The organism is Streptomyces europaeiscabiei (genome assembly GCF_036346855.1).
Classification (GTDB): domain Bacteria; phylum Actinomycetota; class Actinomycetes; order Streptomycetales; family Streptomycetaceae; genus Streptomyces; species Streptomyces europaeiscabiei.
This window is the reverse complement of record NZ_CP107841.1, coordinates 61626-75782: the sequence shown is the minus strand read 5'-3', so window position 1 is coordinate 75782 and position 14157 is coordinate 61626. Positions and strand designations below refer to the sequence as shown.

Here is a 14157-nt window from a genome sequence, read left to right as displayed (position 1 = left end):
CGGGACTTGCCGAATCACGCCGGGACGTGCGCGCTCGCGCGCGCCGGTGAGAGGGACGTCCCGCTCCTGTGCCCCGGCGGTGCCGGGGAGCGTGCCTCACCCGTGCCGGCGGCCCCGGCAACGGCACGAAGACGGCCGGCCCCTGACAAGGGACCGGCCGCGGCGGGTGAGCCGGTGCAGGCAGCGGGGCGGGCAGTGCCCCTGCCCGCGCGGATCACAGCAGTGCGGGCGGGCCGGCGGTACGGCGCGGGCCGTGGCCGTGCCGTGTGACCATGGCGATCTCGCGCCGGGCCGCCGCCGCTATGTCGATGATGCGCTCGGCGTGCGGCAGCAGCCGTAACCCTGCGTCCGTGAGGGAGAGCTGGCGCCTGCTGCGGTCGAACAGCTCGGCTCCCACGGCTTCTTCGAGGTTCTTGATCTGTGTGGTCACGGTCGACTGCGCGTAGTGGAGGTTCCTGGCGGCCCGCGTGATGCTCAACTCGGTCGCCACCTCACGGAACGCGCGCAGCTGCTGCAACTGCATGGACCAGCCCCCTTTTTCTCACACACGCACGGCGTGTTGCCGCCCAAATAATATACCAACCAACCCGTTTTTTTTGGGGTGCGTCGTCGGGCGGATCCGGGCACGTCAGTCGGACATGGCGGCCGGCGACATCAGGTCCCGGGCGATCTGGGGCAGCACCCGGTCCAGGAGTTCACTCCCGCGCACGGCGCCCTGGGCGGTGCGCGGCACCTCGTCCACGGCCACGGCATGCGCGTACAGCTCCGGCAGATTGCGCTGGCAGGCGGCGAGCACGGCCCGGCGTCCGGAGATCTCCTGGCGGGGCGTCGGCGGTACGAACGCCGCGACGACCGCACTGCCCAGTTCGGGCAGATCGGTGAGGACCACGGCGCACTCCCGTACGCAGGACAGTTCGAGCAGCTCCCCTTCCAGGGCGAAGAACCCCCTCTCCGGATCCATCTCCTGGGCGTCCTCGAACAGGTCGGGCAGGTGCGGGGTGGCGGTCATGCGGAGATCTCCTGGTGCACGGTCTGCTCCAGCTGGAGGTTGAGGGTGATGATGGGGACCACCGCCTCCAGCAGCTCGGCGGTCCTGATCCGGCCGGTCGGGCTGTAGGGGATGGCGTCGACGGCGATCACATGGGCCGGGATCGACGGCACCCGGCGGGCACAGGCCGTCCTCAGGGCCGTATGGCCGGTGACCTCGCGTCCGACGGCGACGGCGATGAACGGTACGACGAGGGCCTCGCCCCCCAGCGCGGGCAGATCGACCCGCACCACGGCGGTGTCGCGCAGACAGGGCAGGTTCAGCAGGTCCGACTCCAGACGGAACAGCGCGGCGTCCATGGCGCCGTCGCGGGCCACCGCCGTCACGCCCGAACCGCGGCCGGTCAGGACGAGCCGGCCCTGCTCGTCGAGGAGGCCGAGGTCGTCGGTCACGAGGAAGCGCTGCTGCCCTCCGCCGGTGTCGAGGGTGACGAAGGCGTCCTCGCCGTCGAGGTAACCGTCCATCACCTGGTGGCCGTGCACGGCGATACGGCCCGGTCGGCCGGCGGGCAGCACGGTGCCTGTGTCGTCGAGCACCACGACGGTGGTGCCGAGCCCCGCCCGGCCGCTGCGCGCCCGGGTGACCTGCGACTCCTCCGGAGTGAGGATCGTGACGAGGCCGGACTCGGGTGTGCTGTGGACCAGGTGCAGCACCGGGCCGAGCCGCTCCCAGGCCGCGTCGAGCGTCCAGCGCCCCAGGTGGGTGCCGGGCGTCACCACGCAGCGCAGCCGCGGGGGGTGCGCCGGGGCGTCGGAGGCCGGGTGGGCGAGCAGCGCGAGGAGCACCCCGGGGTCCAGCACCGCGGTGGTGACGCCTTCGCAGGTGAGCTGCGCGGCCAGGGCCGCGGGATCCCGCATGGCCCCCAGCACCACGGTGGCGCCGACCGCGAGCAGCGTCCGCGTCAGCTGCAGGGCCAGCGGCTGCCACGGCGGCGCGGCCACGAGATGGATGTCGTGCGCGTCGAACCCGAACTCCTCGACCAGGTCGATCAGCGCGCGGGCCTCGGCCGCGGCGGCGCGCACCGCGACGCGCGGCCGGGGCCCGCCGGGCACGACGGTGAGCCACTCGCGGTGCAGGGGGGCGGGAAGCTGCTGCAGCGGTTCGCTTCCCAGCAGCACCGGGAAGGCGGACCGCGTTCGCGGCGCCTGGGCCGCATGGTCGGCCAGGAGGCCGCTCTCGCCGTCCAGGACGACCCGCAGCGCCCTGTCCGCGCCCGGCCACGCGCAGCGCTCCAGCTGCGGCTGGTACTCGGGGGCGACGAACACCGCGCAGGGGCCGAGCAGTTCGAGTTCTGCCAGGAGCCGGTCCGGCTCCTGCTGCGGGTCCAGCCCCGTGCAGGGGATGCCGAGCGTGGCGCAGGCCGCCATGGCGACCGTGAGCTCCCAGCGCGGGCCGGCGAGGAAGGCCGCGCGGACCGGGCGGACGTCGGGCAGTGCGGTCACCAGACCCGCGGCGAACCGGTCCACCGCGTCGGCGAACCGCGCCCAGGACAGGCGCGTCGCTCCGTCCACGACGGCGTCGGCGTCCGGGCGGACGGCCGCGTGCCGGCGGATGTCGTCAAGCTTGATCATGTGGCTTCTCCGTGGTGGGTGAGCCCCTGCTTCAACGCGGGCCCCCGCGGAGCCCGACCCCAGAAAAACAAACCCGCATGCGGGTTTTCAAGTGGCATCGGAAAGTGTGATGAGAGGCCACTGCTGTGTCAGGTGGCACTGCCGTCACGCACCCGCGGCCCCGCACAATCCCGGCGTCGGCACACCGCTCCCCTCCCGGAGGCCCCCCTTGTCGGACGACCGGCCCGCCCCCCACCCCCACGCCACCGCGCCCCGCCCGTCGGCGGGGCCCCACCCGCCGACGGGCGCCCGTCCGCCGCGCCCCCACGGCGAGGAGCGCGGCCCGCACGGTCCGCGCACGGCCCCCCGCGCCGACGTCGCCACCGCACCCGAGGCCGGCACCGCGCCCCTGCGCCGGGCGCCCGGACACGTCGGCGAACCGCCCGCCACGGCCCCGGACCGATCAGGGCCCGCAGCAGCCGACGGGCCCGGCTCCCGTCGCTCCCGGCGGGCACGGGGGCAGGCCGGCGTGAGGCCCGTCGCGGTACTGGTGGGGCTGCCCGGGGCGGGCAAGTCGACCGTCGGGCGCCTGATGGCCGACCGGCTCGGGGTCGCTTTCCGCGACACCGACGACGACATCGAGCACCGCACCGGACGGTCCGTCGCGGAGATCTTCGCCTCCGCCGGTGAACGGCGTTTCCGCGAACTGGAAAGGGCCGCGGTCCGCGCCGCACTCGCCGAGCACGACGGTGTCCTGGCACTGGGCGGGGGAGCCGTCATCGACCCGGCCACGCGCACGCTGCTCAGAAACGGCCCGGTGGTCCACGTCGACGCCGACGTCCAGGAGGTGCTGGACCGCGGGGGCGCCGTCGCGGGGCGCCCTCTGCTGAACGGCGACGCCGCCGCCCGGCTGCGGGAGCTGGCCGTGAGGCGTGCACCGCTCTACCGCGAGGTCGCCCGCGTGACGGTGGGCGTCCGGGGCAGGAGCGCCGCGCAGGTCACCCGGGCGGCACTCGCCGCGCTCGGGCTCCATCCGGCCGCCTGACACCCGGCCGGGCACGCCGGCCGCCCGGTCTCCGCGGTGAGTGCCGGGGCCGGACGTGGTCGCGGGCGCCCGCCGCCGGCCGGCGCATCCCGCGGCGAAACCCGTTCACCTGTTCCTTGCGAGGAGGCCCCGGCGTTCACGCCGGGGAGGGATCGCATCCGGGTGTCGCGACGCGGAGCGTCGCCGCGTCAGGTTCGGGGCGCGGAGCGCCCGTGCCGCTGTCGGCATCGTCGAGGTGGATGCGAACGTGTGTTCCTGCGGTCGCTGGTCGGGGTGGTGGCTGGGGGATCGGGGTGCGTTTGTGCGGCTGTCGTACGTATGGTCCTTCGCGGGGTTCGGGGCGGCACGGTGTCCCGGCCGGGGAGCGTGAGGGGGCGAGATGGCGCAGGTGGCGGCGGCTGCGGAGGCCGGGCAGGCCCGTTACACGTACCGGCTGCGCGTGTCGTGCGCCGCCCGTACCGCGCTGGTGGTGGAGTGGGGCCGATGCCGCTGGGTGTGGAACGAGTGCGTCGCCAAGTCCAGGGCCGTACACCTGCGCAACAAGGTCACCGGCGGGAAGGCCACGTGCGGTCCGGCTCAGCTCGACCGGATGCTGACCGAGGCCCGCGCCCGTACGCCGTGGCTGCGTGCGGGCTCCTCGGTTGTCCAGCAGCAGGTCGTCCGCGACTTCGGCCGCTCCCGCGCCAAGGCACACAAGGACATCGACAAGCGCCTGCCCATGACGCGCCGGGCCGGGATGCCCACGTACAAGAAAATGCGCGAGGCGCTGCCGACCCTCAACTACACGCGGCGCGGGTTCCGGCTGAAGGACGGCCGGCTGCATCTGGCGGGCGGCATCGTCCTGACGGTGGTGTGGTCGCGGGAACTGCCGGCGGAGCCGTCCTCGGTGCGCGTGTACCAGGACAGCCTCGGGCACTGGTACGGCTCGTTCGTCGTCCCCGCCCAGGTCCAGCCCCTGCCGGAGACCGGCCGCGCACTCGGCGTCGACTGGGGTGTGAGGGAGACCGCGACCACCACGTCCGACGCGCACGACCTGCCCCACGCCGGGCGCGGCAGGAAGGCGAAGGCGCAGCTGACCCGGTACGACCGGATGATGGCCCGCCGCAGGCCGGAGAAGGGCAAGCCCGGATCGAAGGGCTACCGCGAGGCGAAGAAACTGCGGGCGAAGGCGCACAAGAAGGTCGCCAGGCAGCGTGCGGACACCGGCCGTAAGTGGGCCAAGAAGGTGGTCCGCGACCACGACGCCATCGCGGTCGAGGACTTCCGCCCGAAGTTCCTGGCCAGGACCACCATGGCTCGCAAGGCCGCCGACGCCGCGATCGGCGCCACCAAGGCCGCCCTGATCGAGATGGGCCGCAAGCACGGGCGGGACATCCGCCTCGTCCACCCCGCGCACACCACGATGGACTGCGCGCACTGCGATGCGAGAGCCAAGCGTCGTCTGCCGCTGGGTGAGCGCACCTACACCTGCACCGCGTGCGGAAATGTGTCCCCACGGGACAAGAACTCCGCACGCGTCATGCTCGTCCGGGCTGGTCTCAACCCGGCTGGTGCCGATGGCGGAAGACCTCCTGGAGCGCTGCTCCAGGAGGCAGCCTGAGCCAGGAATCCCCTCCCCTGGAAGGGAGGGGAGGATTCAACCGGCGGCCTGCGCCTCCAGCTCCAGGACGCGTTCCATCAGCCGCTTGCCGCGGCCGCAGGAGGTGTCGAGCCGCGCCAGCGTCTCAGGCGTCGCGATCGAGCGGGCGACGGCGCTGTAGAGCACCGCGATCCGTTCCTCCAGATCACTGCGGTCGTTCATCACCTCCGACATCAGCTGGACCCCGCCGAACGCGCCGACGATCATCTGCGCGGCGTCGTTCACCTCGACGTCCGGCAGCAGTTCGCCCAGCCGCTCGGCCTCGGTGAGGATCCTCAGGTGCTCCTCGATCCACGCCTGGTATGGGACCCGGCGGTTGATCTCGTGCACCTGGTCCACCGCGAGCCGGATGCTGCCCTGCAGCATCCGGTCGAAGGTCAGCCGGTGAGCCACCAGCAGGCCGATGTCCATGGCCTCCTGCAGCTGCACCGTGCGCTCGCGGGGCGGTACGACCAGATACTGGATCTGGCCGCTCACCTGCTCGTCCAGCACGGCCTGGGCGAGTTCCACCTTGGACGTGAAGTGGAAGTAGAAGGCGCCCTTCGTCACCCCGCACCGGTTGTAGACATCCTGGATCGTGGCCCCTGCGTAGCCGTGTTCCGCGAAGACCTCCCCGGCCGCATCCAAGATTGCTCGTCGTGTCCTGAGCGCCCGCTCCTGCCGTGCCACGCGGCCTCCCCTCTGTGCTCGGCCGTCCGGGGCGGGACGGCCTTCCTGTGACGTACGGCGAGCCCGCTCCCACTACCACAAAAACAAACCCGCATGCCTGTACCTTATCCGCCGCAAGAGGGATCATCCAGAGCCTCCTTACGGCCATGCACTCCCCGCCCGCCCAGGAACAGGCCGGACACACTCCCGCCCCGCCACGCCGGACGGGCTGCGCCAGGACCTCGAGGACACCGGGACGGGAGCGGAAACCCGCCCCGCCGGCCGACTGCCCGCCGCGGCAGGACAGCACCAGCAGGGCGCTCACCCTTCGTGGTGGCGGCCGGTGCCCCCATGGACGACGCCCACGCTGTAGGCGTTGTGCGGGATGCCGCCCAGCAGCAGGGCACCGGCGGACTGCAGAACCTGCTCCTGGGCGATCACGTGCTGGCACATCGTGTTGAGGTCGCGCAGCCAGCGGTCCAGCACGGAGGGCCGGTAGACAGCGGCGGTGGCCGCCAGGTCGAACAGATCGGACACCACCGAACGGGCGGTACGGAAGGCGTTCAACCGGGCCAGCACCGTGGCGACCTGCTCGTCACGGGTCGGCACATCACCGGCCTCCAGGATCTCCCACTGCTCGCGCAGGCTGCCGTAGACGGCGTACCGCGCGGCCGACAGGTCCATCTCGGCCCGGGCGACGACCGTCTGGACACGGTAGGTGTCCGACCACGGCAGCCCGGTGGCACGGTCGATCCTGGTGGCGGCCATCTGCCGGATGTGGTCGATCGCCGCGCGAGCCACACCCAGCGGCACACCGGGCATGTTGCGCAGCACCGCGTCCGCGGTGGCCGCCGCACCGGTGATGCGGGGCTCCGCGAAACTGAAGGTGTACTCCTGCGGCACATACAGGCCGTCCGCGCGGTAGTCCCTGCTGCCGGAGGCTGCCAGACCCGTGCTGTACCAGGTGTCCTGGACCAGGAAGTCCTCCACGGGTGCCACGATGATCCGCCAGTTGCCCGGCGCGCCCGGCGGACCGGGCTCCAACTCGCCGTTCCGCGTGATGAGAACACCCCCGACGACCCAGGTGCTGTGGGTGATGCCGCTGCCGAAATGCCACTGCCCGGTGACCTGGTAGCCGCCCGGCACCCGCTCGGCACGGCCCATCGGCATGATCGCACCGGCGGTGGCGGCATCGGGATCGGCCAGCAGCCGGCGCGCGACGTCCTCGCCGAGGAAGCCCGCGTAGATCGGGGTGTCCATACCGATCATCGCGCACCACGCGGCGGAGGCGTCACCCGTGGCGAGGGCCTCGATGACCTCCGTCTGCTCGACGGCATCAAGTCCGGGACCGCCCCACGCCCTGGGCACGGCCATACGGAAGACCCCGGTCCCGCGCAGCAGTTCGACGACATCGGACGGCAACCGCCGGATGTTCTCCATCTCCTCGGAGCGCTCCCGCAGCCTCGGCGCGAGGGCCCGCGCCCGGGCCAGGACGTCCTCCGCGGTGACAGGAGTTTCCTGCGGCGCTGCGCAGCCGGAGTCCAGCAGGTCCATCAGGCTCATGCGCTGCTCTCCCAGCGTCCGTCGGGTCTCATGCGGTTCGGGTGTCTCCCCTGTGGTCCGGCCCGGCCCGTACGACGGGCCGCCCGGGCGGTGCGCGGTGTTCATCACGCGTAGCGCCCGGCGGCGATGACGCGGTGGGGGTCGACGGCGTCCTTCAGCCGCCGGGCGAACGCCCGCGCCCCCACGCCCGGGGTCAGCCGGCCGGCCCAGTCGCTGTGCTCGATGTCGAGGCGGTAGGGGAGGAACCCTTCGGCCGTGAAGAGCTCATAGAGCCGGTCCAGGGCCCGGTGGGCGCGTGCGGCCTGCTCGGTGTCACGGGCGAACCTCATCGTCACGACACAGTCGACGACGTCCGCGTTGAGGGCGTTGAGCGTGACGCCGCAGCGGATCCCGCTCTCCCTGCCCACGCACTCGACCAGCTCGTGCGCCCGTTCAAGTGCCGGGCCGGTGAAGGGAACCAGTGGCAGGAAGAGCAGGAAGCCGCCCTCCTCGTCGAGCCGGCCGGCGGGCCGGCCCGTCTTGGCCTCGAACAGGGTGTCCGTCGGATCGGGGTCACCGGCGTAGGCCCGCTCCACCCGTACGGCGCCGTCATGGCCCGCGGCGGCCGGGTCGGTGGCGTCGGTGTCCGACACCGCGCTGAACAGAGCGGACCGGACGGCCTCGGTGACGATGATTTCGGTGAGCGCGTCCACCGCCTCCGGGGTCCCGTCGACGCACACATGCACCAGGTACTGTCCGGCCGGGCCGGCGTAGGCCCTGGCCGCGGTCTCGTTGTACATCTTCACCACGCCACGGGTCAGGCCCTGGCTCACCCAGCGGCGCACCTCGGCGGTCGCGGAGCGCACCTTGTCGGGGCTGAAGTTGAGCCGGACCACCCGCAGCGCCTCGGGCCTCGCCAGCAGCCGCACCGTGGCCGCGGTGACCACCCCGAGACCGGACTGGACGAACAGCTGCACCAGCGAGGGACCGAGGCCGTGGGCGTGGACCGGGGTCGCGCGGCCGGGTTCGGGCCACCAGCCGACCCGGATCAGTTCACCGCTCGGCAGAACGACCTCGACGCCCGTCAGATCCTCCGTGCGCTGGTGGCGCAGGCCCACACCACGGTCCAGGGCATTGCCGACGACACTGGTGTGCGCGGAGGAGGCGGTCACGTTCACCATGCGCTCGGTGCCCTGCAGGAGTTCGGCGAGCCGGGCCTGGCTCACCCCGGGCTCCACAACGGCCCAGCCCCCGGCCACGTCGATGTCACGGATCCGGTCGAGGCCGGACAGGTCGAGCACGACCGCACCGTCCCCGGCGGGCTCACGCGAGCCCAGGCCCCAGTTGCCTCCGGTGCTGAAAGCGTGCAGAGGGGCGCGGGCCCTGCCGTCCGCGAACAGCTCGACGACCCGCCGCACCTCCTCGGCCGTACGCGGACGCACCACACCGCAGACGTCCCGCGCCCGGTACAACCCGGCGTTCGGCCCCAGCACGGAGTCCGGTTCCGCGCCGCTGACGCCCCGGGGACGCGTGACCCGGTCGGCGCCCACGACTCGTACGGCCCTGTCCAGCACAGCCTCGACGCCCACACCGGCGGACACCTCGTGCTGAAGGTCGGTCACGGAACGAACGGTCATGGACACACCTCGGTTCCTTCGCGGATGAAGCGGTGAGGTCTACGGCGGCTCCGCAAACACGACAGGCACCCACCGCCACGCTAGAAACCGCCCCACCACGGCTTCCCCCCGATCGCGCACGGGCTCTGACGATTTCGCGCACGCGTTCGGGACCGCGCCGTCCGGGTGGGCGGTCATGCCGGCGGCGGTTGAATCCCGGTTCTGGTTCACCCTCCGTGCCGGAGCCATGGAGGGGCACCACGCCGGAGGTCGCGCAGGGAACCGGCCTCCCGGGCCCGGGCCACGTACAGGATGCGTGTCGCCACCCGGGGTCGAGTACACCGGGGACCAGCTCGCCCAGGACCGTTCAGGGCACGCGGCCGAACTGACTCACCCCCCCGCTCAGTCCACAGGAACGGGACCAGGGCACCACGTCGACCACGCTGTAGCCGGGATCGGCCGAGGACTGACCACCGTACCCGCCGTAGGAGGACTGACCGATGTACCCGCCTTGGCCGCCCGAGGGGCCGTAGTACCCACCCGTGGGCGGCGGGGCGTCGTATGTCTCCGCAGGCGCGGCGACTTCCCTGTAGTAGGGGAGGCTGGTCCGTTGCGGTCCGTTGCGGTCCGTTGCGGTCCATGTGGCGGCTGCAGGGTGCTGGCGGGGTGAGCCATGCGCGGGCCGAACGTCATGCCCTGGGCCGGCAAGGCAGTTTGGGGTGGGTGGGTTCGGCTGGTTGCCCTCTCTGGCCCCTTGGGCAGGGGTCCTTCGTCAGCCCTCCTCCTCCGCCCCGGTCTCCTCGGCCGTCCGGGCCGGTGTGTCCAGTAGCAGGAGCGCCGTGCGCACCTCGTCGACGCGGGGCGAGTCGAGCGCCGTGTACAGCGCCAGCGCCGCCCGGAGGTGGTGCGCGGCCCGCTCCGGGTCCCGCAGCGCCTGCCGGACCAGGGCCGTGCCGAGGTGGGCGCGTGCCTGTTCCTCCCGCTCCTCGATCCCCGACGCCGCCTCCAGCGCCGAGGCGTGCGCGTCGAGGGCCTCGGTGTGCTGTCCGGTTCCGTGCAGCGCCTCGCCCAGGCCGTTGAGGGCGCCGGCCTCGCCGTAGCGCTCCCCGGTCCGGCGGAAGAGGTCCAGGGCCCGGCGCTGGTGCGCGGCCGCCTCGTCGTACCGGCCGAGACCGTGCAGCGCGTTGCCCAGGTTGGACAGCGCGTGCCCTTCCCCGCCGGTGTTGCCGAGCCGTCGGAACAGGGTCAGCGCGCGCTCGAAGTACCCGGCCGCGGCCGCGTGGTCGCCCAGCCGGGCCACGACGATGCCCAGGTTGCCGAGCGCGCTGGCCTCGCCCAGCGGGTGGCCCGTCGAGCGGTAGAGCTCCAGTGCCCGGCGGTACTTCTCGATCGACGCCTGGTAGTCCTCCAGCAACTCGTGCACGATGCCCAGGTTGTTCAGCACGTCCGCCTCGCCGTGCGCGTCGCCCTCCGCGCGGAACAGCCCGACCGCCCGCTCGTGGTGCTCGGCGGCCTCCCGGTACTGCCCGCGCAGTTCGTGCAGCACGCCGACGTTGGTCAGATGCCGGGCCTCGCCGGTCCGGTACCCGACGCGCCGGCACAGCGCGAGCGCGGTGTCGTGGTGCCGGTGCGCGCTGTCGTAGTCGCCGAGCCGCCGGTGTACCGCCCCCAGACAGACCAGCACGTCGGCCTCGCCGCGGGCGTCACCGGCCGAGCGGGCCGCCCGCAGCGCGTGGGTGTGGACGGCCAGGGCGTCGGCGTAGTGCCCGGACCGCTCGTAGTGCCGGTGGAGGGTGGTGGCAAGGCGCACGGTGTGCCCGGACGGGCCGGGCTCCTCGGTCCGCGAGCACAGCGCCACCAGGGCCGGCTGGGCGGCGGCCAGCCAGGCGCGGCACTCCTCGGCCGTCCGCAGCGGCGGCAGTCCGGCGGCCGGCAGCTCGACGGCGGGGCGCAGATGCCGTTCGGCCGGGTAGAGCAGGTCCATGGCCGTCGCGGACGCCGCCAGGCAATGGTCCAGCAGCCGGGCCACGGCGGCGTCCCGGTCCCGCGCCGGGTCGTGCCGGGCGGCCAGCTCCCCGGCGTAGGCCCGCAGCAGGTCGTGCATGCCGTGCCGGCCGGGACCGGTCCGCTGCACCAGGTGCGCGCCGGCCAGCACGTCGAGCGCACGCCGGGCGCGGTCTGCGGACTCGCCGACCAGGGCGGCGGCGGAGTGGACGTCGACCTCGGCACCGGGATGCAGGCCCAGCAACCGGAACAGTCTGGCGGGCAGCTCGGGGAGACGGTCGTAGGACCAGGAGAACACGGTGCGCACCGCGGCCCGCGGATCTCCGTCGCCGTCCAGCAGGTCGAGCCGTCGTCGGCGGTCCCGCAGTTCGGCGACCAGGCCGGCCAGGGGCTCGGCGGGACGCGACAGCACCAGCTCGGCCGCCACCCGCAGGGCCAGCGGCAGCCGCCCGCACTGCTCTGCCATGGCCTCGGCCTCGGCCGGCTCGGCGTCCACGCGCGGTCCGATCAGCGCGCGCAGCAGCGCCGTCGCGTCGTCGGGGGACAGCGCGTCGAGGGCCACCCGGTGCGCTCCGTGCAACGACACCAGCGACGCCAGCGCATCCCGGCTCGTGATCAGCACCCGGCAGTCCGGGCCGCCCGGCAGCAGCGGTCTGACCTGGGCGGCGGAGGCCGCGTTGTCGAGGAGGACGAGCAGCCGCCGTCCGTCGACGGCCGTCCGGTAGCGCGCCGCCCGGTCGTCGAGCCGCAGCGGGATCTCCGGCCCGGAAACCCCGAGCGCGGTGAGGAACCCGGCGAGCGCCTGGGCCGCGGACACCGGCTCCTCCGGGTCGTAGCCCCGCAGATCGACGTAGAGCTGCCCGTCGGGAAAGGCGTCCCGCATCCGGTGCGCCCAGTGGACGGCCAGCGCGGTCTTGCCGACGCCCGCGGTGCCGGAGACGGCGGAGACGGCCACCGCCGCCGTTCGGCGGACGTCCTCCCCGGCGAGCAGATGCTCTGTCAGTTCGGCGAGTTGCTCGTCACGGCCGGTGAAGGGACGCACGTCCATGGGGAGTTGGGTCGGGATCGGCGCGGGGGCGGCGACGGCCGGGGCGGGCGCGGGGCGCGGTTCGGCGGACGGCTGCCCGGTGTCGCTCTCGCTCAGCAACTCCGCGTACATGGCCCGCAGTTCACGTCCCGGAGGTACACCGAGTTCGTCGGCCAGCTGCCGCCGGATCCCGGTGTAGGCGTGCACCGCCTCCGCCGTCCGCCCGGCCTCGCCCAGGGCGCGGACGAGCATGACGGCCAAGGGTTCCGACAGGGGGTGCTCGGCCGCCAGGGGGCGGAGCAGGGCGGGCACCTCCTGCGGCCTCCCCTCGCGCAGGAGGGCCCCGGCCCAGGCGAGCGCCGCCTCGATCCGCTCGCCGGTCCACACGGTCCGCATGCGCTCGATCCAGGCCCCGGCCTGCTCCGGCAGCGGCGCACCCCGCCACAGCCGCAGCGCCTCCTCCAGCACACGCACCCGCTCGGCCTCGGTGGGGCACACCCGGCCCCGGGCGACGAGCGCACGGAAAAGCAGCAGGTCGACGGCGTTCTCGTCCGCTTCCAGGACGTAGCCACCGGAGGCCCTGACGATACGGAGCGCTCCGCCCTCCCCGTCCCGCGGGGCACCCTCCGACTCGGCCGCCGCGGCGTCCTCCAGGAGCCGTCGCAGTCGGCTGATGTGCGCGTACAGGACCGACCTGGCCCCGTCCGGCGGATCGGCGTCCCACACGCGGTCGATCAGGGTGTCCACGGGGACGGGACGCCCGGCGTCGGTCGCCAGCGCCGCGAGGACAGCCCGCCGGCGCGGCTGCCCCACCTCGCGCACCCGCCCCCCGACCCGCAGCTCCAGGGGGCCGAGCAAGTGCAGTCTCACCGTTGACGCCGCGCTTCCACTGGTCCTCCGATCGATCCGCCACCTCCGTGACCGGTCGGCACAGCGCCGGACGTCACAAGGTTTTCGCAAGGTCCACCGTAGATCCTCACGGCGCAGGTCGTCGGGCGTTCCACCGCACGAACCAGCCCCACAGGAAAGCATCCTGACGGGGCGTCGCATCACCGCCGCCGGGTCCCCTGTCGTGCGGGGTTCGGCAGGGGCCCGGGTCGGCCTGGACCCAGAAACACCCCAAGAGGAGACAGAACATGAACCTTCGGCGCTGGGCCGCGGCCGCGTCCGTCCTGATGATGGCCGGGGCGGGCACCGCCGTCGCCGCCCCCGCTCATGCGGCCCCGGCCGCGGGCTGCTACGGCGCGTCCTGCGAGGGCAAGGACCCCGACGTCTACTGCGCGGACGACGCGAGGTCCCCCGTGGGCGGGGTGCGGATAGGCCAGGCGTACGTGGAGCTGCGCTACAGCCCGAGCTGCCGGGCGGCGTGGGCGCGCATCTCTGACGCGAGCTACGGGAACGGCCAGTTCACCCCGTTCGTGACCGTCCACCGCAACTCCGACGGGCGCGAGTACACCTGCGCCGTGCAGCGCGGCGCCACGGGCTGCTACACCCGGATGGTCAACGACGTCAACGTGACCTCGTACGCCAAGGGCGAGTGGGACAGCGGCGCGCGGACCTACACGGGGCGCACGTCGAGCTACTGACACGCACCGACCCCGGTACCGGGCAGGGCCCGCCGCGACGCACGCGGCGGGCCCTGCCCCGTCGTACTGACTGACCGTCACGAGCCGAGGGTGAACAAGTCCCGCTGGCATTGCGGCAGTTCCACAGTGTCGGCGTGGAGCAGCGCGTCGGCGGGCTCGAAGAAGCGGCTTGCAAGGTCGTCGATGTCGCAGCGGCTGCCACCCATATGTCCGGACTGCCGGAGCGCCATCGTCGCCGCACGGTGCGGCTTGCCCGGCAGACATCCCAGGTGGCGCGGAGGTGAGCGGCCAAGGGCCGCACGTCTCGTCCGCCGTCGGCCGCACCCGTTCCCCGCAGCACCGCGCTGCACCGTCGTAACGTCGCGGCACGGAAAGGTACTTCCGTACAGGAGGACCCGTCTGACATCTTGCATCCACCACTCGTTTCGTACGGCCCGGCCGGTGCCCTCAGC

General features: G+C 73.3%; 11 protein-coding genes. 3 read left to right on the top strand and 8 right to left on the bottom strand.

Annotated features, from left to right (window positions below; translation table 11 throughout):
• Nucleotides 1-214: 214 nt before the first annotated feature.
• The 3 genes from OG858_RS00345 to OG858_RS00335 form a co-directional block, all read right to left on the bottom strand.
• Nucleotides 215-523, bottom strand: coding sequence for a LysR family transcriptional regulator (locus OG858_RS00345; RefSeq protein WP_327723089.1), 309 nt, complete (start codon nucleotides 521-523; stop codon nucleotides 215-217).
• Between the two features lie 105 nt (nucleotides 524-628).
• On the bottom strand, nucleotides 629-1009 hold the full coding sequence (locus tag OG858_RS00340) for an AMP-binding enzyme (RefSeq protein ID WP_327723088.1): 381 nt from the start codon (nucleotides 1007-1009) through the stop codon (nucleotides 629-631).
• On the bottom strand, nucleotides 1006-2619 hold the full coding sequence (locus OG858_RS00335) for a class I adenylate-forming enzyme family protein (protein ID WP_327723087.1): 1614 nt from the start codon (nucleotides 2617-2619) through the stop codon (nucleotides 1006-1008). The genes OG858_RS00340 and OG858_RS00335 overlap by 4 nt, the downstream gene beginning before the upstream one ends.
• Before the next feature lie 208 nt (nucleotides 2620-2827).
• On the opposite strand from OG858_RS00335, the gene OG858_RS00330 reads away from it, so the two are divergent.
• Complete coding sequence (locus tag OG858_RS00330) at nucleotides 2828-3643, top strand: shikimate kinase (RefSeq protein ID WP_328543746.1); 816 nt, start codon at nucleotides 2828-2830, stop codon at nucleotides 3641-3643.
• Nucleotides 3644-4022: 379 nt separating this feature from the next.
• Nucleotides 4023-5243, top strand: a complete 1221-nt coding sequence (locus tag OG858_RS00325) for an RNA-guided endonuclease InsQ/TnpB family protein (protein WP_328543745.1) — start codon at nucleotides 4023-4025, stop codon at nucleotides 5241-5243.
• Nucleotides 5244-5279: 36 nt separating this feature from the next.
• Here OG858_RS00325 and OG858_RS00320 read toward each other — a convergent pair whose 3' ends face one another.
• From OG858_RS00320 to OG858_RS00305, 4 genes are all read right to left on the bottom strand, one after another.
• Nucleotides 5280-5951: a ScbR family autoregulator-binding transcription factor gene (locus tag OG858_RS00320; RefSeq protein ID WP_086750762.1), complete on the bottom strand. Its 672-nt coding sequence runs from the start codon at nucleotides 5949-5951 to the stop codon at nucleotides 5280-5282.
• A 300-nt stretch (nucleotides 5952-6251) separates the two neighbouring features.
• Entirely contained in the window at nucleotides 6252-7493 is a 1242-nt protein-coding gene (locus OG858_RS00315; RefSeq protein WP_328543744.1) for an acyl-CoA dehydrogenase family protein, read from the bottom strand.
• A 104-nt stretch (nucleotides 7494-7597) separates the two neighbouring features.
• Nucleotides 7598-9109: an FAD-binding oxidoreductase gene (locus OG858_RS00310; RefSeq protein WP_086750765.1), complete on the bottom strand. Its 1512-nt coding sequence runs from the start codon at nucleotides 9107-9109 to the stop codon at nucleotides 7598-7600.
• Nucleotides 9110-9860: 751 nt separating this feature from the next.
• Nucleotides 9861-12989, bottom strand: coding sequence for an AfsR/SARP family transcriptional regulator (locus OG858_RS00305; protein WP_328543743.1), 3129 nt, complete (start codon nucleotides 12987-12989; stop codon nucleotides 9861-9863).
• Between the two features lie 266 nt (nucleotides 12990-13255).
• Between OG858_RS00305 and OG858_RS00300 the strand changes: the two genes are divergently transcribed.
• Nucleotides 13256-13705: a DUF2690 domain-containing protein gene (locus tag OG858_RS00300; RefSeq protein WP_086750760.1), complete on the top strand. Its 450-nt coding sequence runs from the start codon at nucleotides 13256-13258 to the stop codon at nucleotides 13703-13705.
• Nucleotides 13706-13782: 77 nt separating this feature from the next.
• Here the strand turns inward: OG858_RS00300 and OG858_RS00295 are convergent, their stop codons facing one another.
• Nucleotides 13783-13935, bottom strand: a complete 153-nt coding sequence (locus OG858_RS00295; RefSeq protein ID WP_328543742.1) for a hypothetical protein — start codon at nucleotides 13933-13935, stop codon at nucleotides 13783-13785.
• Nucleotides 13936-14157: the final 222 nt, after the last annotated feature.

Coding starts and splice junctions, on each gene's coding strand:
- OG858_RS00300 (WP_086750760.1), top strand. CDS start 13,256: ATGAACCTTCGGCGCTGGGCCGCGGCCGCGTCCGTCCTGATGATGGCC.
- OG858_RS00325 (WP_328543745.1), top strand. CDS start 4,023: ATGGCGCAGGTGGCGGCGGCTGCGGAGGCCGGGCAGGCCCGTTACACG.
- OG858_RS00340 (WP_327723088.1), bottom strand. CDS start 1,009: ATGACCGCCACCCCGCACCTGCCCGACCTGTTCGAGGACGCCCAGGAG.
- OG858_RS00295 (WP_328543742.1), bottom strand. CDS start 13,935: ATGGCGCTCCGGCAGTCCGGACATATGGGTGGCAGCCGCTGCGACATC.
- OG858_RS00315 (WP_328543744.1), bottom strand. CDS start 7,493: ATGAGCCTGATGGACCTGCTGGACTCCGGCTGCGCAGCGCCGCAGGAA.
- OG858_RS00310 (WP_086750765.1), bottom strand. CDS start 9,109: ATGACCGTTCGTTCCGTGACCGACCTTCAGCACGAGGTGTCCGCCGGT.
- OG858_RS00345 (WP_327723089.1), bottom strand. CDS start 523: ATGCAGTTGCAGCAGCTGCGCGCGTTCCGTGAGGTGGCGACCGAGTTG.
- OG858_RS00335 (WP_327723087.1), bottom strand. CDS start 2,619: ATGATCAAGCTTGACGACATCCGCCGGCACGCGGCCGTCCGCCCGGAC.